Origin of the sequence: Lysinibacillus sp. A4, from assembly GCF_024919535.1 — a bacterium.
Classification (GTDB): domain Bacteria; phylum Bacillota; class Bacilli; order Bacillales_A; family Planococcaceae; genus Lysinibacillus; species Lysinibacillus capsici.
Genome location: NZ_JANWTB010000003.1, coordinates 461,308 through 484,379, shown reverse-complemented (window position 1 = coordinate 484,379; position 23,072 = coordinate 461,308). Strand labels below are relative to the sequence as shown.

Here is a 23,072-nt window from a genome sequence, read left to right as displayed (position 1 = left end):
ACAAAAGGCGAAAACATAGTATATAATAAATACAACTAGCCAATTCGTTTATTGTAGAATAGGAGGCTTACGATGGAGTATATCATCATTCCGATTATCCTACTATTAATTTTAGCCATAGTAGGATTTATGATGCGAAGAAAACATGTTGCAATTATTGCAAAACTAGAAAATGAAAAATTACAAATACAACATAATCCTATAAATGAAGAAATTTCAAAAGTAAAATCTTTAAACATGAACGGTGAAACGGAAGAAATGTTTGAACGATGGCGCAATACTTGGGATGAAGTCATCGACGTACATATGACTAAAATCGATTCTCTCCTATTTGATGCTGAGGATCAAATTAATCGACTTCGTTTTAAAAGGGCAACTTTAATAGAACGTGAAATTGAAGATTACATTGAGAAATGCGACCAAGATAAAAATAAAATTTTAGAAGAACTGAATGAATTAATTGGCAGCGAAGAAAAAAATCGAATTGAAATCGAACAATTAAAAGAATACTATCGCTCTGCAAGAAAGACATTGCTGGCTCATCAGCATTCATTCGGTGTAGCATTACCTGCATTAGAGAAGAAGCTAGAGACATTTGTTCAAAAATTTGAAGAGTTCGATGTCCTAACAAATGAAGGTAATTATTTGCAAGCGCGAGAAATTGTCATTAGCTTAAATCAAGAATCGCAGCAGACATTCGAATATATTAATGATGTTCCAACCATCTTAACGGAAATTCAAGTAAAGCTACCAGGTGCGGTTCAGGAATTGCGTAATGGTCAGCGTGAAATGGAAGACCAATCTTACTATTTACAGCATTTAGAATTGACAGATGCACTTAATAAATATGAAAAAGAATTTGAGGCATTAAAACTCGAACTTGCAGAGCTGAATTTAAAAGTTGTTAAACCGCGTGTGACAGAAATAAATGAAGAAATCGACCATTTTTATGATTTACTTGAAAAAGAGGTTATTGCTAAAAATTATGTAGATCAAAATTGTGATCGTTTATTAAGTTCTATTACCAATGTCATTTCTTCAACAAAATTAGTGAATGACGAGGCAACGTATGTACAGCAAAGTTATCATTTAAATGAAAAAGATGCTGAAATTCCAAAAGCCGCTTTAAAACAATTGGAAGCACTGCAACGTCGCTATGATCTATTAGCTATGCGAGTTAGGGAAGAAAAATCAGCTTATTCTAGCTTACAGGAAGAGTTAATCGAAATTAGTGAAGAGCTTGAACGAATTCACGAAGAACAAGGTCATCTGTCGAATACAATGAAGAAACTTCGAATAGATGAAAATAAGGCACGCGCTCAAGTCGAAAACTTAAAGAAAATATTACAGGATACTGATCGTTTATTGAACAAGGCAAATATTCCAGGAATTCCTGAGGAGATGGATGCACGGCTTGATGAGGCAGCAGAGCACATCTATGTTGTCATGCAAAGCTTGCAAGAAGTACCACTTAATATGGGTACTGTTCATAATAATCTAAATGCAGCAACACTCTGTGTAGAGGATGTTAAAGTAAAGGCACATGAGTTAATAGAAAATGTGATGCTCATTGAGCGTATTATTCAGTACGGTAATCGCCATCGCGCATCGAACCCAAAATTGAACGGACGTTTAAGAGAAGCAGAAGAGGCTTTCCATCAATTCCGTTATGCAAAGGCTTTAGAAGAAGCAGGTACAGCAGTGGAAGAAATGGAGCCAGGTGCCTTAAAGCGTATTCAAGAAATGGTTGCCGAAGAATTCATAGCAAAATAATTCAAATAACATTTTGAGCTGTCTAAAAAGTATAGCGATTACTTTTTAGACAGCTTTCTATTTATGCTTAGATTAGGATGTGATTCAGTATGAAATTGTCAATCAAAGAAATGAATGAACATTTCGCAAGTGAAATTTTACAATGGCAATATGTAGCACCTTACGATTTTTACAATAATGAATTATCGGGTGAAAATGTACAAGAAATGCTTGATAATCCTTACTTTGCGATCTTTAATAATCATAGTGAACTAATTGGCTATTATTGTACAGGTAAAGCAGCCCAAGTGCCAAAAGGGCAAGGTTTTGGGGCGTATGAAGGACACTGTATAGATATTGGGATTGGGTTGAAGCCAAATCTAACGGGTCAAGGATTAGGAACGGCATTTTTTTCGTTTATTGTTCAAACAGTTCAAGAAGAATATCAGCTGCCATTACGTTTAACAGTTGCACTATTTAATAAGAGAGCAATCCATCTTTATGAAAAATTTGGTTTTGTTAAAGCAATTGAATTTAGAACACCAACAGAGTTTGTCACGATGGTGAAAAAAATGTAGGATATCAATTAAAATTTAAATAATTGTTAAAGTTAGTGGTCAATCGCCAAAGATTGCGTTATGATAAATACCGTTAAATCAACGTTTTGAAAGTGTGTGAAAAGTTATGGTTAATACAATTTATTTGGATAATAGTGCAACAACTAAGCCTTTAAAAGAGGTTATGCAGGCTTTTATGGTTGTAAATGAGCAGTATTATGCCAACCCTGCTTCCATCCATGCTATGGGTGTTGAAGCAAATGATTTATTAATACGTGCGCGTGAGCAAGTAGCAGATATTTTGCAGACAGAGGCAAAAAATGTGCTATTTACTTCAGGTGGTACAGAATCAAATAATGCAGCTATTTTTGGAATAGCACGTAGTAATACGCATATAGGAAAGCACATTTTAACGACTGAAATTGAACATCCATCAGTGCTAGAAACAATGAAACAACTTGAAAAAGAGGGCTATGATGTTGAATATCTTCGTGTCGATCGAAGAGGGGTGATTTCTCTAGATGAGCTTCGTACTAAAATACGAAAAGAAACAATTTTAGTTAGCATCATGCATGTGAATAATGAAATGGGTGCAATTCAGCCTATTAAGGAAGCAGCAAAAATGATTCATGAAATGAGTCGTGCTGCCTTTCATGTTGATGCTGTGCAAAGCTTTGGGAAATTAGCAATATCCTTTAAAGAAGAAGGACCTGACTGTATTTCTATCTCTGGTCATAAAATTCATGGCTTTAAAGGCTCAGGAGTGTTAGCATTCCGTAAACCCATAAGATGGCAGCCCTTTGCTCTTGGTGGAGGTCAGGAATTTGGTATGCGTAGTGGTACTGTAGCAGTTCCGCAAGCTGTTGCTTTAGCGAAAGCGGCTCGACTTGCTGTTGAAACAATGAACGAACGCACAAATAAATACCGTCAATGGCACGATGAAATCCGAACTCAGCTAGAAAGTTATGGCGAAGCAGTCCATGTTTTATCAACCCCACAGGGAGCTGCGCATATTGTGTCATTTAGTGTTCGTGATTTAAAAGGGGAAGTCATTATTAATGCTATGCAAAAACGTGGTGTCATTGTGTCGACATCAAGTGCATGTTCTTCCAAGCAAACGAAAACAAGTCATGTCGTCGAGGCGCTTCACCTTGATGAGCATTATAAAAAAGGCGTGATTCGCCTTAGCTTTGGCGCACATAACACAATAGAAGATATAGAAAACTTTAAACAAGTACTAGCAGAAGTAATGTTGGAACTCAAAGGAGAAAATAAGTAAATGATTTGGAAAGAAATTTTAATTAGATATGGTGAGCTTTCTACAAAAGGTCGCAACAAAATGGATTTTATCCGCCGTTTACGTGAAAATATTCGTCATGCCTTTGCAGATTTAGGACAACTGCATATTCGCACAGAACGTGACCGTATGTTTATTGCCATAGAAGACGAAGCACAAATGCAAATGCTAATTACAGGTTTACCTAAAATTTTTGGTATTCAATCATTTAGCCCTGTCGCTGCATGCGAAAAAGATATGGACAGTATGAAAAAGCTCGCTATCACTATTATGGAGACATTTAAAGATGAGCCACATACATTTAAAGTAGAGGTAAAACGTACTGATAAAACATTTCCTTTAGAATCTCATGCCATCCAACGTGAGATCGGTGGCTATGTTTTACCACAATTTCAAAATTTATCTGTTAAAGTGAAGCAGCCTGATATTGAGCTACGTGTAGAAGTTCGCCATGATGCAACTTATATGATGGCACAAGTCATTCCTGGTGCAGGTGGAATGCCTGTAGGATCAAATGGCAAGTCTTTATTAATGCTATCTGGCGGTATTGATAGCCCTGTCGCAGGTTATTTAATGATGAAGCGTGGTGTGCGATTAGAGGCAATTCACTTCTTTAGTCCACCTTATACAAGCCAAAATTCATTGGAAAAAGTTAAAGTGCTTGCCAATGAATTAACAAAATTTGGTGCTAGTATTCGTTTGCATGTCATTCCTTTTACTGAAATACAAGTTCTTATTAAAGAAAAAGTACCTTCTAATGTATCGATGACGACAACACGCCGAATGATGTTGAAGGTTGCTGATCAGGTGCGTGAGGAAATTGGTGCACTTGCTATTGTAACGGGCGAAAGTCTTGGACAAGTGGCGAGTCAAACGCTTGAAAGTTTAACAGCAATAAACGCAGTAACAAATACACCTATCCTTCGTCCGCTGATTTCAACTGATAAATTAGAGATTATTGATATTGCAGAAAAAATCGGCACATACGAAACATCTATTCAGCCATTTGAAGATTGCTGCACGATTTTTACACCAGCAAGTCCAAAAACAAAACCGAAGCTTGAAAAGGTTGAGCATTATGAAAGCTTCTCTGACTTTGATGAATTGATCGAGCGAGCAGTGAAGAATCGCGAGGTCTATATTTTCCCTAAGAAAGAAGAACAACAAGATAAATTTGCAGATCTACTATAAGGATTCAAAAGCCGTCTCAAAGCCCAATTTGAGACGGCTTTTTTGTATGGATATTGTTATTCCAATAGAGGTACAATTTACCTCTAAATTTTTTGTATTAAAAATCTAATATCGCACATTCTATATTCACAAGGAGGTGAGAAACATGGCTTCAAACAACAACCGTAGTTCAAACCAGCTTGCAGTACCTGGTGTACAACAAGCACTAGATCAAATGAAATACGAAATTGCACAAGAATTTGGTGTTCAATTAGGAGCTGAAGCTTCAGCTCGTGCCAACGGTTCCGTTGGTGGTGAAATCACTAAACGTCTTGTACAAATGGCAGAATCTCAATTAAAAGGTATGCCAAACAACAACCAATAAATGCTGATTAAGCATTTATAAACTTAAAACCAGTGACCGTAAAAGGCACTGGTTTTAGTTTGTTTATTGATCATTTATTTATACGAGATAAGGATCTAAATGTAGCTACTGTATGATCAACATCTTTGCTTTGACAAATAGCTGAAATAACAGCAACACCATCAACCCCCGTTTGAAATACAGAATGTGCATTTGTGAAATTTATTCCACCAATTGCTACAATTGGTAATTCAGGATGTAATGAATGTGCCTCCTGTAAAAAAGATGTACCACATGGTGGTTGTGCATCACTTTTAGAGGATGTTGGAAAGATTGGACCGATACCAACATAATCAGCTTGATGGTTAATAGCTATTTGCAATTCTTCCTCGCAATGGACAGATACACCAAGAATCATATTCCCGATTCTTTTACGTGCTACACTTACAGGTAAATCATCTTGTCCGATATGAACACCATCAGCCCCTAGTCGTATCGCTAGATCAACATCGTCATTAATGATAAAGGGCACATTATAGTGATGACATAGTTTTTGACATTGGCGTGCAAATTGTTCATACGCAAGTCCAGTTAACGCGTGAGGACCTTTTTCACGAAATTGAAACATTGTAATGCCTGCTTGCAAGGCTTTTTCTAGGATATAGATAGGTTGTTCTTGAGGAGGAACATTGCTCGTACCCATAATAAAATAAAGCTCCAAATCCTCACGTTTCATGAATAATCACCTCACAGCCTTCCTTATACTGTTGATAAGCAAAATGATTAGTGGGTCCATGACCATTTCCAATCGATAAATTAAACATAATAGCTAATTGGATAAATTTTTTAGCTTCTATAATGGCATTTTCCAGAGCAAATCCTTGTCCAAGAAAAGCAGTAAGTGCTGCGGAAAATGTACATCCAGTACCATGCGTATTTTTTGTTTGGATTCGTGGAGACTGCAAAGAAAAAGAACGTCCATTTTTGCAAAATACATAATCAATGGCATAAAGTGGATCTGCTAAATGACCACCTTTAATGATGACACATTGTACACCTAGCTGTAACAAGCTTTGAGCTACTTCTTTCATATCTTCAAAATGATGAATAGATCTCCCAGTAAGTGTCTCTGCCTCGGGTATATTGGGCGTAACAACCGTAGCAAGTGGTAATAAAGTTGAGCGTAAGGCATCGATAGCTTCTTGCTGTAATAGGCTTTCCCCACCTTTTGCAATCATCACCGGATCAACAATCAGTGGAATGTTTAGCTCCCTGATCTTGTGTGCAATTGCTTTGATAATTTCTGAGGAATAAAGCATTCCTGTTTTAATCGCAGCGATTGGAAAATCTTCTACTAAGGCCTCGAATTGTTTTTTTATAAAGGAAACGTCAATAGGGTAAACACCTGTTACACCCAAAGTATTTTGAGCAGTTAGAGCAGTAATAACAGAAGTACCAAACACTTCTAATTCCTGAAATGTTTTTAAATCAGCCTGTATACCCGCGCCACCACCACTATCTGAGCCAGCGATTGTTGTTACAATATGCATGAAGCTGCACCATCCTTTGATAAGCGATGTATAGCATTGAGTAAGGCTATTTGAAAATCACCAATGTCTGCAGTAAATGCGGATGCCAGTACACCTGCTTTTTTATAGTAAGTAAGTGTTTCCGTTAATTGTTGGTAAGGATTATGGCTTACACTATAGGCTGCGCCACAAATTGCGCTAAGTAAACAACCTGTACCCGTTACTTCCGTCATTTGTGGATGACCACCAGCGATCCATTGGCTATGCTTGCCATCAGTTATAAAATCGCGTTCTCCTGTGACAATAACAATGCATTGATAGCGTTGAGCCAATGATGTGGCTTCTAATTCCATAGCGATAGTGCCATGACCACTATCGACACCTTTTTGTTGCCAATTTACACCAACTATTGCTGCTAGCTCGCCGAGATTACAGCGAATCACGGCAAAGTGTATGTTTTCCAGTAAGTATCTTACGGTTTCCTTACGATAAGTTGTGGCTCCAACTCCGACAGGATCTAAAATAACAGGAATACCAAGTTTATTGGCTTTTTCACCTGCTAATAACATGGCACTTTTTGTGCGATCATTAAGTGTTCCAATATTAATTAATAATGCTTGAGCAATGGCCACCATCTCCTCTACCTCTTGGTAGTCATCGGCCATTACTGGTGAAGCACCTATCGCTAATAAACCATTTGCTTGAAAATTTGCCACTACATAATTGGTAATACAATGGATAAGTGGTTGCTGTTGACGAATTGTTTGAAAAATCATTGTAGTCCTCCTTTAGGGATGGACGTAAGCATGCAAAAAAGGCTCTTTTTGTGTAAAAATGCACGAAAAGAGCCTTTCATCTGAAAACGATGTTTATTGCTCCCTACGTCAGTATTAACTAACAGGTTCAAAGGGTCAGGTTTTACCTTCTCAACTCTTACGAGTCCCCCTGCAATCTTGCTTTTAGTTGACCAAAATGTACCATACTTTTCATTTGTATTCAATAGCAAGTTTTCCTATAGATAAAATGTGACCGATGCCATATAGGAGGGTATGATAGTTGTCATGACTTTACCGAAATTAAGCACAAACCATTGAAAATGCTGAAAAAAGAGTTTTATAATGTGTCATAACAAAAGGGGGCAATTGCCATGAAAAGACAAGATTTAGTTGCACCAGAATGGTATAACATAGTAGAGGAAATTGAAAAATATGCTCAGGATGCAGCCAAAAATGCTTTAATCATTTGTGAAGAAAACCAAGACATCCAATGTATTACATATGCACATTTATTGGAAAAAGCGAATCAAGCAGCACATGTATTCACCAAGCAAGGTTTAAAGAAAGGTGATGTCATTTTAGTAATGGTACCACGTTCGGTTGAAGCATATATTGTGTATATTGCTGCATTGAAAGCGGGTTTAACTATTATTCCAAGTTCTGAGATGTTAAGAACAAAGGATATTGAGTATCGAATTCATCATGCAAATGCTAAAGCAGTTATTGCATTTGAACCCTATATTGAACAGTTCGATAAAGTAGGAAATTTACAAGACATACTGCAATTTGTCATAGGGAATGCACATGAACCTTGGCAGAACATACTTGAAAAAATGAATAATCAACCTACAACCTACATAAATCCTATCCCAACAAAAAGCACAGACAATGCATTTTTAGCCTATACAAGCGGAACAACAGGAAATCCAAAAGCAGCAGTGCATACGCATAGTTGGGGCTATGCTCATTTACGAACAACAGCACCACATTGGTTGGGTGTACAAGAAAATGATATTGTTTGGGCGACTGCAGCACCAGGGTGGCAAAAATGGATTTGGAGTCCATTTCTAGCTACTTTAGGCAGTGGTGCTACTGCATTTGTCTACAAAGGTAAATTTGAAGCAGCTTCTTATTTAGCATTGCTTGAGAGATTCAAAATCAATGTACTATGCTGTACACCAACTGAATATCGTTTTATGGCAGCGCTTGAAAATTTACATGAATATGATTTAAGTGCAATTCGCCAAGCTGTATCAGCTGGTGAGCCATTAAATAGTGAGGTTATTAGAGTATTCTTGGAAACATTCAAATTACAAGTGCGAGATGGCTATGGACAAACGGAAAATACATTATTGGTAGGCACAATGGTAGGGATGGAAGCGAGAGTTGGCTCTATGGGAAAACCTACTCCTGGCAACACTGTTGAAATTATTAATGATTTGGGCAAACCTGTTACAATCGGAGAAGTTGGTGATATTGCTGTTCATCGCGAAACGCCAGCACTCTTTAAAAAATATTTAAATGATCCTGAACGTACAAATTTACAATTTCGTGGGGATTGGTATATTACAGGAGATCGTGCTTATAAAGATGAAGATGGCTACTTTTGGTTTGACGGACGAGGAGACGATGTTATTATTTCCTCAGGCTATACAATTGGCCCTTTTGAAGTAGAGGATGCTTTAATGAAACATCCAACTGTAAAAGAGGCTGCTGTTATAGCGAGCCCTGATAAAGTAAGAGGAAATATTGTCAAAGCATTTATTGTTCTGCGCAATGGTGAAAAAGGTGATGGAGCGCTTATTCAAACACTCCAAAGTCATGTTAAATCATTGACTGCTCCTTATAAATATCCACGTGCTATTGAATTTGTAGAGGAACTACCAAAAACATCTTCTGGGAAAATTAGACGTGTCGAATTACGACAACAAGAAATCAAACACCTCCAATTATAATATTTCCTAGGAAATAATGTCGAAAATCAAAGTTCATCAAAGGTATGGACTTTGATTTTTTTATTTTTTTTAGGTAAGGTAATATGAGGAAATACATAGCTTAAAGCTTTTTGTGTTTAATTATTGCAAAAAAATGAAACAAATTGGCAAGTCATACGTATTACGTGTTGAGGAGGCGGAAAGACATGAATGTAAAAAGGTGGGTTGCTTTAGTAGTGGCTGGTGTTCTTTTACTATTTTCGTTAGGAATTAATACCATTTTTGCGCTATTTAAAGCAGATTTCCTAGGTAATTTTGATAGCTTAATGGCAGGTAATAGCTTAGATGTATATGAAAATGTCATTGAAGGGGAGAATTTTGATAAGCGAATTGCTTATTTAAAGGTAGATGGAACGATTCAAGATATCGGCTCAAGTACATTGTGGCAACCAGTTGCCTATGATCATCAATTTTTCTTAGAACAATTGGATAATATTTTATATGATGAGTCCATACAGGGGGTTGTTTTAAGCGTTAATTCACCAGGTGGTGGTGTAAAGGAATCTGCAGATATCTATAAAAAGCTACTAAAAATAAAAGAAGAACGACAAATTCCAATTTATGTATCAATGGATTCTATGGCAGCTTCAGGTGGTTATTATATTTCTGCACCAGCAGATAAAATATTTGCCCATCGTGATACAATAACAGGCTCTATTGGTGTCATCATGCAATCAATTAACTATCAAGAGCTGGCTGAAAAAGTAGGGGTCAAATTTGAAACGTTTAAATCGGGAGAGCATAAAGATATGCTAAGTCCAATGCGTGAAGTGACAGCAGAGGAACGTGCAATGATGCAAGATATGATTAATGAAACGTACGAAGAATTTGTAGATATTGTAGAGCAGGGGCGTAATATGTCTGAAGCAGAAGTGAAGAAGGTTGCAGATGGTCGTATTCTTGGCGGTACAAAAGCACTTGAAGCAGGGTTAATTGATGAAATTGGTGATGAAGAAGCGGCCATTGCAGCTCTTCGTGAGGATTATGGACTTGAAGATGCGGCTTTATTTGAGTATTCATACGATATGGGTGGCTGGCAATCATACGTAGGTATGAAAATTGGCTCCATGTTCGGTCCCTCTGCCGAAGAAAAAATGCTAATGAAAATCATGACGGACTATAGCGCTCCGAAAATGATGTATCTATATGGGGAATACTAAGGGGGAGAGCACAATGACAAACAATGAAATTGTTATGCAAGGTTCACCCTCATTGGAAAATGGCTTCTATATAAACACTTCAGGAGAATCAGCACATGAAAAAAACTATGCATTAAAAACTGCTGGTTTTTGGGTACGATTTTGGGCATTTTTATTAGATGGATTCATCATTTCTGCTGTAGGTGGAATACTCGTCAATCCTATCTTCTATTTAATGGATTGGTCTTTATCTGATTCGGTTTGGTATGCGCCAATTTCTATTATTACAGCAATTTTCTACTATAGCTATTTTGTGCTGATGACCAAGTTCTTTGGGCAAACACTAGGGAAAATGGTGTTCGGATTACGTGTAATTTCATTAAAGCACGATCAGCTAACTTGGTCAGATGTGTTATTCCGTGATTGGATTGGTCGTATCATCAATAATATTTTTATGCCACTGTATATTTTGGTAGTGATTTTGCCAGAAAATCAAGGCTTACATGATTATTTTGCCGATACAACAGTGGTGCACGAAAAAATCTTTATTGAAAAGGCTTCAACACCGACTACTTTACCAAAACAAGAAGAACATATAGAAATTACTGTGCAAGAAGAAAAAATAGACTTAGCCAAGCTAGAGGAAAAAAATGAACAATAAACATAAGACTGTCTCAAATTAGGAGACAGTCTTATCTATTTCTATGTATGTAAGCTATCATAGTTGCAATTAATTCCCTTCATTTAGTAATATTATGTACATATGATGATTAGGAGGCGTTTAGATGGCACAAGTAACATTTAAAAATGGTCCAGTGACACTAGTAGGAAATGAAGTAAAGGTGGGCGATCAAGCTCCAGATTTTACGGTATTAGCGAATGACCTATCACCTGTAACATTAAATGATTCAGAAGGAAAAATTCGTTTATTTAGTGTTGTACCATCATTAGATACTGGTGTATGTGATGCGCAAACACGTCGATTCAATGAGGAAGCAGCGAACTTAGGTGATAATGTAGTCATTTATACAGTATCTGTGGATCTTCCATTCGCTCAAAAGCGTTGGTGTGGTGCAGCAGGTATAGATGCAGTCCAAACTGTATCAGATCACCGCGACCTTTCATTTGGTGAGGCATATGGCGTATACATTCAAGAATTACGTCTTCTGACACGTGCAGTATTCGTTGTGGATGCAAACAATAAAGTAACATATGTTGAATATGTACCTGAAGCTACAGATCATCCAAACTATGAAGCGGCCATTGCAGCTGTCAAAGCACTAGCATAATAAGCTGCTTTTAGGCTAAGATAATACTAGACAAAGGGGCTGTGACAAGTGTTTGTCACGGCTCTTTTCTGCGTGAAAGGAAGTTAGATATGGAAAATATCGAAAAGTTATTTGGTTTGCTAAATGAGCATGCCGAAAAAATCGAAAAAGAACACAATATAACGTTACTAGAAGGATTATTAGATGGGTTAGAGGCATGGCTTGATGGCGAAGTTGATTTTTCTCAAAAAGATGCAACAAAAGAGGATATTCGTAAAGCTATTCAAATTGCTATTTTAAAAGGGATGCGCAAAGGCTCACAGCCGAATCATCAAATGACTCCTGACACGTTAGGGCTATTAGTGGGCTACTTTGTGGAGCAGATTTTTGCAGAGCGTCTTGAAAATGAAAAGATCTCGATCATGGACCCAGCAGTAGGCACGGGCAATTTATTACTGACGGTTATGAATTTATTAGATGGAAAAGTGGAAGCAACAGGTGTAGAGGTGGATGAGCTACTTATTCGTCTTGCTGCGGCAACTGCTGACTTAACAGAACAACCTATTTCTTTATACCGTCAAGATGCCTTAGAAGATTTATTGGTCAATCCAGTGGATGCCGTTGTTTGTGATCTACCTGTAGGTTATTATCCAAATGAAGAAGTGGCGCTCGATTATGAATTATGTCCAGCGGAGGGGATGAGTTATGCCCATCATTTATTCATCGAGCAATCAATGAATTATACAAAGGATGGCGGCTATTTATTTTTCCTTGCACCATCTCATCTGTTTGAGTCAGAGCAGTCTAAGCAATTACACAAATACATTCAAAAACATGCGTGGATTCAAGCGATTATTCAATTACCTGACTCGATGTTTGCAAATAAATCATTAGAGAAGAGCATTGTGATTTTACAAAAACAATCGAAGGAATTGAAAGCACCTAAAGAAGTCCTATTAGCTAAAGTACCAAATATGCAGAATAAGCAGGCACTTGCGCTATTCTTTGAAAAAGTGAAGATGTGGAAAGAGGGCAAGTAATTGCTCTTGAGTGCAAGTAAAAAGGTATCCTATACAAGGATACCTTTTTATGTATTACAAATTAGTTTTCAGGCGTACGGATAACTAGTACGTCACATTTAGCTGAACGTACAATAGCTTCAGATACAGAACCGATTAGGAAGCGTTCTACTGCATTTAGACCAGTTGCACCACAAATGATTAAATCTGCGTCTACGATGTTAGAAAGCTCTTTTGTTATGATATTTTTTGGAGAGCCATACTCGATGATAAGATTAACATTCGTTAAACCTTCATCTTCAGCTTGCTTTTTGTAACCATTTAATAGTTCTTCAGAAAATGCTTGAGCACGCTCTGCAATGGAACGGTCATATGCTTCGATAGCAGCAAATGAACGAGTATCGATTACATTTACTAGATTTAACACTGCACCTTCGTTTCGTTTTGCAACATCAATTGATTTACGAAACGCGTATTCAGCTTCTTTTGAACCGTCTACTGCAACAACAATGCTTTTATAATGATTAGCCATTTGAAAAACCTCCCTGATTTGTATATGTTGATTATACCAAATGATTTTCTAAAGGAAATACTTTCCGCAAGAAAAATTATGAAAATGTGAAGGCATTTCATGTAGAAATGTTAATTAATTATAAATATCTAATTCCCACTATTTGCAGTGTGTAAACGTCTTTTGATTGGTTTCAACTACACATGAATCAGCTCCATTAACTGCTACCTATACTCCTTTTTAGTTTTTAAATATAGTAATTTATAATGATATACAACGTTTGAATATTTGTTATTTTGGAAATCTTATAAATTTTATCTGTATTTGCATTAGTTAAAGCTTTTTTTGCAATTGTTTGGTAATATGGAAGTGCAAGGGGTGCATCAAGTTTAGTTACATAAATGATGCTTATTTCTTACGTTATGGAAGGGGATAGGAAACAATGAAGATTGGTATTCCAAAGGAAATTAAAAACAATGAAAACCGTGTAGCAATGACACCAGCAGGAGTTGTCACTTTAACACATGCAGGGCATGAAGTGTACATTGAAACAGGAGCGGGGCTAGGTTCAAGCTTTACGGATGCTGATTACATTGCAGCAGGTGCTCATATTGTTCAAACAGCTAAAGAAGCTTGGTCCCAAGAAATGATTATGAAGGTAAAAGAACCTGTAGCTTCTGAGTATGATTACTTCTACGAGGGTCAAATTTTATTCACTTATTTACACTTAGCGCCAGAGGTTGAATTAACTCAGGCACTTTTAAATAAAAAAGTTGTAGGAATTGCCTACGAAACAGTACAATTAGCAAATGGTTCATTACCTTTGTTAACACCAATGAGTGAAGTCGCTGGTAAAATGGCTACACAAATTGGTGCACAGTTCTTAGAGAGAAACCATGCTGGTAAAGGTATTTTATTAGGTGGTGTATCGGGTGTACAACGTGGAAAAGTGACAGTAATTGGCGGTGGTATTGCGGGTACAAATGCTGCAAAAATTGCTGTTGGCATGGGTGCTGATGTGACAGTTATCGATTTAAGCCCAGAACGTTTACGTCAATTAGAAGATATGTTTGGACGCGATGTTCAAACATTAATGTCTAATCCATATAATATTGCAGAATCAGTGAAAGATTCAGATTTAGTTATTGGTGCTGTATTAATTCCAGGCGCAAAAGCACCGAAACTTGTATCGGACGAAATGATTCAATCAATGCAAGCCGGCTCTGTTGTAGTGGATATTGCAATTGACCAAGGTGGTATTTTTGCAACATCTGATCGTGTGACAACACATGATGATCCAACATATGTGAAGCATGGCGTTGTACACTATGCAGTTGCAAATATGCCAGGTGCGGTACCACGTACTTCTACAATTGCATTAACAAATAATACAATCCCATATGCACTTCAAATTGCCAACAAAGGCTACAAACAAGCTTGCCTTGATAATGCAGCACTGAAAAAAGGTGTGAATACATTAGATGGACAACTTGTTTATAAAGCAGTGGCAGATTCGCAAGGACTACCATTTGTCAATGTGGATGAATTAATTCAATAAACTTTGCTGGACAGAGAAAAAGGAAGCACACTAGTTGCTTCCTTTTTTGCATTATAGAATGATTAAATCTTTCGGGAATTTTGTTAATACTTCAACGCCATCTTTTGTAACGACAACATCATCCTCAATACGTACGCCTGTTACATCTGATTTATAAATGCCAGGCTCAATCGTAAAGACCATACCTTCTTCCATCGTCATCTCATTGGCACCTGTAACAGATGGGAATTCATGCACAGAAATACCAAGACCATGTCCAAGGCGGTGCGTGAAATATTCACCATAACCAGCCTCTGTAATTGTATCACGCGCAATTTTGTCTAAGTCCATCGCACGAACACCTGGTTTTACTGCTGCGACAGCATTTGTATTGGCAGCTAAAACAGTTTGATAAATTTCTTTTTGTGCTTCACTAGGCTCCCCAAAAGCTACAGTACGTGTAATATCTGAGCAATAGCCATCGTAAATAACGCCAAGGTCAAATAGTACCATATCACCTTTTTCAATTTTACGTGCACCTGGCTTCCCATGAGGAGAGGCAGTTTTTGGACCACTCAATACCATTGTTTCAAAAGACATTTTACAGCCTTTATCTTGAATGGCACTTTCGATCGCTGTTAGGATTTCCATTTCTGTTTTACCTTCAGCAATTTCCTTGCAACCGATTTCAATTGCATAATCGGCCAATTCAGCAGCTTTACGTAATTTTTCTAATTCACTTTCATCTTTGATTACGCGCATCGCATTAATTTTTTCGTCAAGACGCACAAAGCTAGCTTGAGGGAAAGATTGCTGTAAAGCTTCCAAGCGCTCAACAATGAGTTGTGCTTTTTCAATAGCAAATGTAGCTGGGGTGATTTGGCGTGCTACAATCGCTTGAGCAAGAACTTCCATCGAATTTTCTGTATCTTGATGACCAATTACCTCATAAGACCAACCAGCAGCCTTTGCATCTGGAATCTCCATTTGTGGACAAATTAGAAAAGGCTCCGCATCTTTAAAAATCATGACTCCTAGTAATCTTTCATGTGGATTACTTTTAAAGCCTGAAACGTAAAAAACATTGTCAGGTGTTGTTACGAACGCTGCATCGATATGATTTTGCTGCAAGTAACGTTGGATTTCTTCAACCTTTGACATTAATATGTCCTCCTTTTAGTGCATTGAAAATTTTACGTAAGAAAGCTTCGACTGCCGAAAAAAGTAGCGAGGTTTCTTATAGAGTACTGAATAATTATGCTCTAACAGGGTATAAAGCTGTTAGAGAATACTACCATTATTCTCTGTACAAGCATATCAAAAAAAGGGAAAAAGCGCATGGGTAGCGAATTAAAATGTTGGACGGTACTTTGTTAATCGAGGAGGATGTTAAGATGAAAATAAGTTATCATGGACATTCAGTTGTCAAAATTCAAACAAATGGAAAAACGATATTAATTGACCCTTTTATTAATGGCAATGGGCAAACAGACTTAAAAGTGGCTGACGAAGCGCCAGATATTATTTTACTTACACACGGCCATAATGATCATGTTGGAGATACAGTAGAATTAGCGAAGAAAAAAGATGCGCTAGTCATTGCGCCAAATGAACTGGCTAATTGGATTTCTTGGCAAGGTGTAAAAACACACCCAATGCATATAGGTGGTGCAAAGGAATTTGACTTCGGTAAAGTAAAGTTTACACAAGCCTTTCATGGCTCTTCTTATGTAACAGAAAATAACGAAATAATTTATATGGGCATGCCTGCTGGAATTTTATTATTTATTGAAGGATTAACAATTTATCATGCGGGCGATACAGCTCTTTTTGGTGATATGAAACTAATTGGTGAACGACATCCAATTGATATTGCATTCTTACCAATTGGTGATAATTTTACAATGGGGCCAGAGGATGCAGCGTGTGCAGTTTCGTTTTTAAAGCCGAAAATTGTCGTACCGATTCATTACAATACATTCCCACCAATCGAGCAAGATCCACAGATTTTTGCAGATTTAGTACAAAATACAGAAGTTCAAATTTTGAAAGCTGGCGAAAAAGTAAACTGTTTCTAGTCGTTGGTAATGCTGTACTATATGAATTGACACCACGCTGGTAGTTGAAATGATGGGGAAAGTTAAACAATTTCATCACTTTATATTAAATATTTTCATAAAAAATATGGTACACTAAGAGCAGAATTGAAGCTTAGGAAATAGGTGATATTTTGTCTACAAAACATGAGAAAATTTTACAATACATCGAATCACTACCGGTGGGCGATAAAATTTCAGTACGGCAAATAGCAAAGGAAATGCAAGTGAGTGAAGGAACAGCTTACCGTGCAATTAAGGAAGCTGAAAATCGTCGCTTAGTAAGTTCTATTGAACGTGTTGGAACAATTCGTATTGAGAAAAAAAAGAAAGAAAATATTGAGCGCTTAACTTTTGCAGAAATTGTTAATATTGTAGATGGCCAAGTTTTAGGTGGTAAATCAGGTCTACATAAAACACTAACAAAATTTGTTATTGGGGCTATGCAATTAGAGGACATGATGCGTTACACTGATGCAGGTAGCTTATTAATTGTTGGTAACCGTATTAAAGCACATGAGAATGCCCTTCGAGCGGGGGCAGCTGTTTTAATCACCGGCGGTTTCGATACTACGGAAGATAATAAGTTGCTTGCAGATTCATTAGATTTACCAATTATTTCAACAAGCTACGATACGTTTACAGTAGCAACAATGATTAACCGGGCAATCTATGACCAATTGATTAAAAAAGATATTCTTTTTATCGAAGACATTTATGTACCGATGACTGACACTGCAGCATTAAAAAATGATGAAACAATTCATCATTTCCAGAAGCTGAATGAACGTACAACCCATGGTGCATTTCCTGTAGTTACCCACCAAAATAAATTGGTCGGTATGATTACCGTAAAAGACGTCATTGGTCGTGAAGAAAACGAGCTTATTGAAAAAGTAATGACGAAAAACCCAATTGCAGGCTCCATGAAAATGAGTGTCGCTTCGGCAGGGCATCGAATGATTTGGGAGGGGATTGATCTCTTACCAATTGTAGATGACGACAATATTTTACAGGGTGTTATTAGCCGTCAAGATGTACTGAAGGCGTTGCAATTAGCACAAAGACAGCCACAGCATGGTGAAACGATTGATGATTTAGTGAAAAATGAAATGAAGGTATTAGGTGATGAAGAACTCATCGTTGAATTTAAAGTCACACCACAAATGACTAATCAATATGGAGCAATTTCATACGGTGCTTTTACAACTTTACTAGCTGAGGTCGGTTCATTCGCATTAAAACGACGTAAACGTGGAGATGCAGTGGCAGAGAATATGACTATTTACTTTATTAAACCAGTCCAAATGGAAAGTACGCTAACTGTTAAGCCTCGGATTTTAGATATGAGTCGTAAGTTTGTGAAGATGGATTTTGAAGTGTATAATCAACAAATGCTTGTTGGTAAGGCAATGATGATGTTCCAACTATTAGAACGTTAAGTATTGAAAAGGGATGGCCTAGCGCAATTGCTTGGTCATCCCTTTGTTACATATATTATTGATTAATGCGGAATTCTTCCTCAACAAATTGTCCATAATGACGTGCTTTTTTTATATTTTCTACAATAACTAAGATGCCGAGCGCGGCAAGAATTGCTACAATAATAAATGTAAATAAGCTCGGGAATAAATAAGCTTGATTTAAAGCAAATGACAATATTAAGGAACCTAAGCCGATGTTCGCTTTGCTTTTATACCAATTTTTAGCAATAGGTAATGGAGAACGGAATTGTTTTGTTTTAAAATAAAAATAAAAAACAAAAGATATGATAATCGCAAACACAAATATTAAATTGAGCATAGTAAACCTCCTAGCATAACTAGACATTATTGTAACGATAATTATGTAAAAATGCTAACGGTTCTTACTATCATTTTGGGGGAAATTATTGTGAAAAGACAAATCATCGACACAATTGAGGCCAATGAAACCATTATTATCCATCGTCATGTACGTCCTGATCCTGATGCTTATGGCTCACAGCAAGGCTTAAAAGAGATTATTTTAGCCAATTATCCTGAGAAAAAGGTTTTTGCTGTAGGGGAACATGATGCTTCTTTATCTTTTATGGCACAGCCTGATGAAATAGCGGATGAAGTGTATGAAAATGCTTTAGTTATTGTCACTGACACGGCTAATACAGAGCGTGTTGACGACCAACGCTACACAAAAGGAAAAATGGTGATAAAAATTGATCATCATCCAAATGATGATGCTTATGGTGATCTTTTATGGGTGGACACGACAGCAAGCTCTTGTAGCGAAATGATCTATGAATTATATGAAGAAGGCAAGGAAGTAGCAAACTGGAAACTTTCAGATGCTGCTGCACGCTTATTATTTGCAGGAATAGTGGGCGATACAGGCAGATTCCAATTCCCAAGTACAACAGCTAAAACATTTAAAGTTGCTGCGGATCTGATTACATATGATTTTGATCGAAACCAACTATTTGATGGCATGTACGAAATGGAGCAAAAATTACTTAATTTACAGGGATATATTTATCAAAACTTTACAATGGATGAGCATGGAGCTGCCTATGTGAAGCTAACAAAAGAATTACTGGCAGAGCATGACACTGTGCCATCTGAGGCTTCTTTATTAGTAGGCTGCCTAGGCAGTGTTAAAGATATATGCGCTTGGGTTGTTTTCATTGAAGAGGGGGATCAGATCCGTGTACGATTACGTTCGAAGGGTCCCGTTATCAATACATTAGCAAAAGAATTTAACGGTGGCGGACATCCGCTTGCATCTGGTGCTACTGCCTATTCATGGGAAGAAGCAGACCTCGTTATTGCAAGATTAAAAGAGATTTGTAAAGCGTATCATTAACAGAGAAAAGGAAGGGATTCATTTGACACATGTATATACAAAGATGCATACGAGCGCGGATTTATTGAAAAGCACAATTCGGCTTGAGCAATTGATTCCTTTTTTACAAGAACAAAAGACACAGGCCTGTGCAATCGTTAATACGAAATTGTACGGGCTTTTGCCTTTTTGTAAAGCATTGCAGCAAGTAAATATCCATGCGGTTATAGGGCTTTCGGTTAACGTTCAGTGGCATGATAAAACGCTTCCCCTCGTCCTGTATGCGCAGACACAGGAGGGCTATCAACATTTATTAAAGATTAGTAGTGCGATTTCAATTAGACAAGATGATATGCTGCCTTGGAAATGGCTTGAGGGATATTCAGCAGGTTGTATAGCGCTACTTTCTTCAGACGATTTAACAGATGTAGATGACTGGCAGGCAATGGTTTCTGCTTTGGTCCAACTGTTTAACCATCACCTCTATATGGGGATTGCTAGACCTGGAGGGATAAAAGCTGAACAAGAAGATGATTTCGTTTCTTGGTGTGAAGAACATGCTATTGCACTTGTAGCCTCTCAAAGCTGTTATTTCTTGCGTCCAGAAGATCATTTTGCTTATGAAGTAGCAAGAGCAATTGATACAGGAGAAAAGCTTGGTAATACTATGCAAACAGCTGATGTACAGGGCTATTTTGCCCCAACAGCATTCGAATGGCAAAATTGGTTTGCGGATCGTCCAGATTGGCTTGATGCCAGTACGAAAATGCTTGCTTGCTGTAAAGCTGATTTACCAAAAATGCCTGTGCAAATGCCTAAATTTCCTGTACCTGAAGGTGAAACAGCTGAAAGCTTGCTTGTTAAAGAAGCATTTACTGGATTAGAAGAGCGATTCAAGCAACTGGCAATACCCGGTGCTTACCATGAACGATTACAGTATGAACTAGAAATTATTTGCTCTATGGGCTTTGCTGACTATTTTTTGGTTGTGGCGGATTTTATGCGATATGCAAAAGAAAATCGAATTTTGACGGGACCTGGACGTGGTTCCTCAGCAGGTTCGCTTGTGGCATATAGTCTTTCGATTACCCAAGTAGATCCACTTGCCTATGGTTTATTATTCGAACGTTTTTTAAATCCTGAAAGAATTACCTTACCTGATATTGATATCGATTTTGTTGATAGTAAAAGGCATCAAGTCATTCAGTATGTTGCCCAAAAGTATGGCAAAGCAAATGTCGCACAAATTATTACATTTGGTACATTGTCTGCAAAAGCAGTTGCCAGGGATGTTGCACGGGTATTTGGCTTTGATGCGGAAATGCTAGAAAAAATTTCGAAGATGATTCCAAATAAGCCGGGAATTACATTACAAAGAGCTGTAGCAGAGTCACAGGACTTTCAAGGCTGGTTAGCGGAGAATGATAAGCATTTGCGTTGGTACGAGGTGGCGTTAAAATTGGAGGGCCTACCAAGAAACTCGTCTATACATGCAGCTGGTATTGTCATCGCTCCATCGCCTTTAGTGAATACTGTACCGATTGAAGAAGGGCATGATGGTATTTATAGTACGCAATGGCCAATGGGAGATATTGAAGCATGTGGTCTCGTCAAAATGGATTTTTTAGGCTTGCGCAATCTCACTATTTTAGAGCAAATACGTTGGTCAATTTATAAAGCTGGTGGTCCTTGGATAGAATTTGAGCGAATCCCACTGCATGATGACAAGACGTTTCAACTATTACAAAGAGGGGATACGCTGGGGATTTTTCAATTAGAATCAGACGGTATGAAGCAAGCCTTGCGTGATATCTGCCCTACAACCTTTTTAGATATTGTGGCTGTAAATGCACTTTATCGCCCAGGTCCAATGGATTTTATTCCTGTCTATGCAAAACGGAAGGCTGGCAGAGAAATGGTAACGATGCCACATCCAGTGCTAGAGCCTATTTTACAAGAGACCTTTGGTGTGATCGTTTATCAAGAACAAATTATTAAAATTGCATCAGTACTGGCCGGCTTTACAATGGGACAGGCAGATTTGCTTCGCCGAGCAGTGAGTAAAAAAAATCGACAAGTTTTAGAGGAGCAACGCACAGCATTTGTTCAGGGGGCGCTACGCCAAGGCTTTGATCAGCGTTTAGCTGAAGAAGTATACGAACTGATTGTACGCTTTGCGGATTATGGTTTCCCTAAAAGTCATGCTGTGGCCTATAGTGTTATTTCCTATCAAATGGCTTATTTAAAGGCGCATTTCCCTCAAAACTTTTATGCAGCGTTATTATCAAATGCCACGGGAAATGTAGAAAAGATTCAACAATTTGTCCATGAGGCAAAAGATAAGGGCATCCCATTTTATCCACCTTCATTAAAAAGTAGTACGAAATATTTTACGGTGGAAAAGGAAGGCATTCGCTACAGCTTATCAGGAATTAAAGGTGTGCCTCATACATTTATAGAAAAAATACATGGACTCCGTCAAACAAATCCAGAGGTATTAAATAACCTATTTGATCTAGCTGTTGCCTTAAGTGCGCAGCATTTTAAGCCAAGAGTGTTGGAATCATTGATATATGCTGGGGCGCTTGATTATCTAGAAAAAGATAGAGCCGTCCTCATCATGACAGTTGAGGCAGCTTTGAAACACGCAGAACTTTTAAGGCCAACTGAAGATATTGATTTAGCATCAGCAATGGCATTTAGTTTTGGTAAACCAAAATATATGCAGGCAGAAGCAATGTCCCAGAAGGAAAAATTGATGCATGAAAAAGAGAGCTTGGGCTTTTATATTTCTACCCATCCAGTTGCACAGGAAAGACTCTTCTGGGCGGATATCAATAGTACCTGTCGAGAGTTGAAGCAGAAGCGTGATGGTACCTCCATAAAAATGATTGGTCTGATTGAAGAAGTGAAGAAAATCCGTACGAAAAAAGGTGAGCAAATGGCTTTTGTTCAGCTACAGGATGAGTTTGGAACAGTTTCCACTACATTTTTTCCACAAACCTTTCAGTTGGTCCAAGACCTGCTGGTAGAGGAGGAAATGTTATGGATTGAAGGTGTTTTAGAAAGACGTTTTGGCAAGCCGCAAATCAAAGTAAAACATGCGCAAACGACGAAAAAGATATAAAATGAAACAAGAAATTAGAAACTGCATTAAATTTTATGCAGTTTTTTCTTTACTTTTGCACAGTTATTTTGTAAGCTAGAGTCAACGTTAAAAAGTGGTCAGACCACTTTTTTGATAAG

General features: G+C 37.6%; 21 protein-coding genes and 1 riboswitch. Of the genes, 15 read left to right on the top strand and 6 right to left on the bottom strand.

Going from position 1 to position 23,072, the window contains the following annotated elements; genetic code table 11:
* Positions 1 to 72 precede the first annotated feature (72 nt).
* The 5 genes from ezrA (at position 73) to NY607_RS07810 (ending at position 5,161) form a co-directional block, all read left to right on the top strand.
* A complete protein-coding gene (gene ezrA, locus NY607_RS07830; protein ID WP_054549944.1) occupies positions 73 to 1,773 on the top strand; it encodes a septation ring formation regulator EzrA in 1,701 nt (566 codons plus the stop codon).
* Between the two features lie 89 nt (positions 1,774 to 1,862).
* Positions 1,863 to 2,330 (top strand): GNAT family N-acetyltransferase, encoded by a 468-nt coding sequence (locus NY607_RS07825; RefSeq protein ID WP_054549945.1) that lies wholly within the window; start codon positions 1,863 to 1,865, stop codon positions 2,328 to 2,330.
* 106 nt (positions 2,331 to 2,436) lie between these two features.
* Positions 2,437 to 3,588: a cysteine desulfurase family protein gene (locus tag NY607_RS07820; RefSeq protein WP_066037557.1), complete on the top strand. Its 1,152-nt coding sequence runs from the start codon at positions 2,437 to 2,439 to the stop codon at positions 3,586 to 3,588.
* Positions 3,589 to 4,797, top strand: a complete 1,209-nt coding sequence (gene thiI, locus NY607_RS07815) for a tRNA uracil 4-sulfurtransferase ThiI (RefSeq protein ID WP_048393538.1) — start codon at positions 3,589 to 3,591, stop codon at positions 4,795 to 4,797. It abuts the gene before it with no gap.
* A gap of 145 nt (positions 4,798 to 4,942) precedes the next feature.
* Entirely contained in the window at positions 4,943 to 5,161 is a 219-nt protein-coding gene (locus tag NY607_RS07810; RefSeq protein WP_004226165.1) for an alpha/beta-type small acid-soluble spore protein, read from the top strand.
* 70 nt (positions 5,162 to 5,231) lie between these two features.
* Here the strand turns inward: NY607_RS07810 and thiE are convergent, their stop codons facing one another.
* Genes thiE through thiM form a run of 3 tightly spaced genes read right to left on the bottom strand, consistent with a single transcriptional unit; the run spans position 5,232 to position 7,445 of the window.
* On the bottom strand, positions 5,232 to 5,876 hold the full coding sequence (gene thiE, locus NY607_RS07805) for a thiamine phosphate synthase (protein WP_259419418.1): 645 nt from the start codon (positions 5,874 to 5,876) through the stop codon (positions 5,232 to 5,234).
* Positions 5,866 to 6,690, bottom strand: a complete 825-nt coding sequence (gene thiD, locus NY607_RS07800) for a bifunctional hydroxymethylpyrimidine kinase/phosphomethylpyrimidine kinase (protein WP_054549947.1) — start codon at positions 6,688 to 6,690, stop codon at positions 5,866 to 5,868. The genes thiE and thiD overlap by 11 nt, the downstream gene beginning before the upstream one ends.
* A complete protein-coding gene (gene thiM / locus NY607_RS07795; RefSeq protein WP_048393544.1) occupies positions 6,678 to 7,445 on the bottom strand; it encodes a hydroxyethylthiazole kinase in 768 nt (255 codons plus the stop codon). Before thiM ends, thiD begins: the two co-directional genes overlap by 13 nt.
* Before the next feature lie 83 nt (positions 7,446 to 7,528).
* Positions 7,529 to 7,626, bottom strand: a riboswitch (TPP riboswitch).
* Positions 7,627 to 7,816: 190 nt separating this feature from the next.
* Between thiM and mbcS the strand changes: the two genes are divergently transcribed.
* The 5 genes from mbcS (at position 7,817) to NY607_RS07770 (ending at position 12,886) form a co-directional block, all read left to right on the top strand.
* A complete protein-coding gene (mbcS, locus tag NY607_RS07790) occupies positions 7,817 to 9,400 on the top strand; it encodes an acyl-CoA synthetase MbcS (RefSeq protein WP_054549948.1) in 1,584 nt (527 codons plus the stop codon).
* Positions 9,401 to 9,585: 185 nt separating this feature from the next.
* Positions 9,586 to 10,599 (top strand): signal peptide peptidase SppA, encoded by a 1,014-nt coding sequence (gene sppA, locus NY607_RS07785; RefSeq protein ID WP_048393549.1) that lies wholly within the window; start codon positions 9,586 to 9,588, stop codon positions 10,597 to 10,599.
* Between the two features lie 13 nt (positions 10,600 to 10,612).
* The gene (locus NY607_RS07780) at positions 10,613 to 11,239 is read left to right on the top strand and encodes an RDD family protein (RefSeq protein WP_054549949.1); all 627 of its coding nucleotides are present in this window, start codon (positions 10,613 to 10,615) and stop codon (positions 11,237 to 11,239) included.
* A 124-nt stretch (positions 11,240 to 11,363) separates the two neighbouring features.
* Positions 11,364 to 11,867 (top strand): thiol peroxidase, encoded by a 504-nt coding sequence (tpx, locus tag NY607_RS07775; protein ID WP_004226187.1) that lies wholly within the window; start codon positions 11,364 to 11,366, stop codon positions 11,865 to 11,867.
* Between the two features lie 89 nt (positions 11,868 to 11,956).
* A complete protein-coding gene (locus NY607_RS07770; protein ID WP_259419417.1) occupies positions 11,957 to 12,886 on the top strand; it encodes a class I SAM-dependent methyltransferase in 930 nt (309 codons plus the stop codon).
* A gap of 61 nt (positions 12,887 to 12,947) precedes the next feature.
* Here NY607_RS07770 and NY607_RS07765 read toward each other — a convergent pair whose 3' ends face one another.
* Positions 12,948 to 13,397 (bottom strand): universal stress protein, encoded by a 450-nt coding sequence (locus tag NY607_RS07765; RefSeq protein WP_004226191.1) that lies wholly within the window; start codon positions 13,395 to 13,397, stop codon positions 12,948 to 12,950.
* Between the two features lie 421 nt (positions 13,398 to 13,818).
* Between NY607_RS07765 and ald the strand changes: the two genes are divergently transcribed.
* The gene (gene ald, locus NY607_RS07760; RefSeq protein ID WP_259419416.1) at positions 13,819 to 14,934 is read left to right on the top strand and encodes an alanine dehydrogenase; all 1,116 of its coding nucleotides are present in this window, start codon (positions 13,819 to 13,821) and stop codon (positions 14,932 to 14,934) included.
* A 51-nt stretch (positions 14,935 to 14,985) separates the two neighbouring features.
* Here ald and NY607_RS07755 read toward each other — a convergent pair whose 3' ends face one another.
* Entirely contained in the window at positions 14,986 to 16,074 is a 1,089-nt protein-coding gene (locus tag NY607_RS07755) for a M24 family metallopeptidase (RefSeq protein ID WP_004226198.1), read from the bottom strand.
* 233 nt (positions 16,075 to 16,307) lie between these two features.
* Between NY607_RS07755 and NY607_RS07750 the strand changes: the two genes are divergently transcribed.
* Together NY607_RS07750 and NY607_RS07745 are read left to right on the top strand one after the other, a co-directional pair.
* Complete coding sequence (locus NY607_RS07750) at positions 16,308 to 16,991, top strand: metal-dependent hydrolase (RefSeq protein ID WP_016994815.1); 684 nt, start codon at positions 16,308 to 16,310, stop codon at positions 16,989 to 16,991.
* 152 nt (positions 16,992 to 17,143) lie between these two features.
* Complete coding sequence (locus NY607_RS07745; RefSeq protein ID WP_004226205.1) at positions 17,144 to 18,451, top strand: DRTGG domain-containing protein; 1,308 nt, start codon at positions 17,144 to 17,146, stop codon at positions 18,449 to 18,451.
* Positions 18,452 to 18,506: 55 nt separating this feature from the next.
* On the opposite strand, the gene NY607_RS07740 is transcribed toward NY607_RS07745, so the two are convergent.
* Positions 18,507 to 18,812 (bottom strand): YtpI family protein, encoded by a 306-nt coding sequence (locus NY607_RS07740; protein WP_048393558.1) that lies wholly within the window; start codon positions 18,810 to 18,812, stop codon positions 18,507 to 18,509.
* 90 nt (positions 18,813 to 18,902) lie between these two features.
* Between NY607_RS07740 and NY607_RS07735 the strand changes: the two genes are divergently transcribed.
* Both NY607_RS07735 and dnaE read left to right on the top strand, forming a co-directional pair.
* Complete coding sequence (locus NY607_RS07735; protein WP_259419415.1) at positions 18,903 to 19,847, top strand: DHH family phosphoesterase; 945 nt, start codon at positions 18,903 to 18,905, stop codon at positions 19,845 to 19,847.
* Between the two features lie 22 nt (positions 19,848 to 19,869).
* Positions 19,870 to 22,953, top strand: a complete 3,084-nt coding sequence (gene dnaE, locus NY607_RS07730; protein ID WP_259419414.1) for a DNA polymerase III subunit alpha — start codon at positions 19,870 to 19,872, stop codon at positions 22,951 to 22,953.
* Positions 22,954 to 23,072: the final 119 nt, after the last annotated feature.

What these genes read in the sequence shown, in the direction of transcription:
- NY607_RS07810 (WP_004226165.1), top strand. Translation starts at nt 4,943, where the DNA reads ATGGCTTCAAACAACAACCGTAGTTCAAACCAGCTTGCAGTACCTGGT.
- NY607_RS07825 (WP_054549945.1), top strand. Translation starts at nt 1,863, where the DNA reads ATGAAATTGTCAATCAAAGAAATGAATGAACATTTCGCAAGTGAAATT.
- mbcS (WP_054549948.1), top strand. Translation starts at nt 7,817, where the DNA reads ATGAAAAGACAAGATTTAGTTGCACCAGAATGGTATAACATAGTAGAG.
- ezrA (WP_054549944.1), top strand. Translation starts at nt 73, where the DNA reads ATGGAGTATATCATCATTCCGATTATCCTACTATTAATTTTAGCCATA.
- NY607_RS07765 (WP_004226191.1), bottom strand. Translation starts at nt 13,397, where the DNA reads ATGGCTAATCATTATAAAAGCATTGTTGTTGCAGTAGACGGTTCAAAA.
- thiD (WP_054549947.1), bottom strand. Translation starts at nt 6,690, where the DNA reads ATGCATATTGTAACAACAATCGCTGGCTCAGATAGTGGTGGTGGCGCG.
- thiE (WP_259419418.1), bottom strand. Translation starts at nt 5,876, where the DNA reads ATGAAACGTGAGGATTTGGAGCTTTATTTTATTATGGGTACGAGCAAT.
- NY607_RS07740 (WP_048393558.1), bottom strand. Translation starts at nt 18,812, where the DNA reads ATGCTCAATTTAATATTTGTGTTTGCGATTATCATATCTTTTGTTTTT.
- sppA (WP_048393549.1), top strand. Translation starts at nt 9,586, where the DNA reads ATGAATGTAAAAAGGTGGGTTGCTTTAGTAGTGGCTGGTGTTCTTTTA.
- NY607_RS07770 (WP_259419417.1), top strand. Translation starts at nt 11,957, where the DNA reads ATGGAAAATATCGAAAAGTTATTTGGTTTGCTAAATGAGCATGCCGAA.
- ald (WP_259419416.1), top strand. Translation starts at nt 13,819, where the DNA reads ATGAAGATTGGTATTCCAAAGGAAATTAAAAACAATGAAAACCGTGTA.
- NY607_RS07750 (WP_016994815.1), top strand. Translation starts at nt 16,308, where the DNA reads ATGAAAATAAGTTATCATGGACATTCAGTTGTCAAAATTCAAACAAAT.
- thiI (WP_048393538.1), top strand. Translation starts at nt 3,589, where the DNA reads ATGATTTGGAAAGAAATTTTAATTAGATATGGTGAGCTTTCTACAAAA.
- thiM (WP_048393544.1), bottom strand. Translation starts at nt 7,445, where the DNA reads ATGATTTTTCAAACAATTCGTCAACAGCAACCACTTATCCATTGTATT.
- NY607_RS07755 (WP_004226198.1), bottom strand. Translation starts at nt 16,074, where the DNA reads ATGTCAAAGGTTGAAGAAATCCAACGTTACTTGCAGCAAAATCATATC.
- NY607_RS07780 (WP_054549949.1), top strand. Translation starts at nt 10,613, where the DNA reads ATGACAAACAATGAAATTGTTATGCAAGGTTCACCCTCATTGGAAAAT.
- tpx (WP_004226187.1), top strand. Translation starts at nt 11,364, where the DNA reads ATGGCACAAGTAACATTTAAAAATGGTCCAGTGACACTAGTAGGAAAT.
- NY607_RS07820 (WP_066037557.1), top strand. Translation starts at nt 2,437, where the DNA reads ATGGTTAATACAATTTATTTGGATAATAGTGCAACAACTAAGCCTTTA.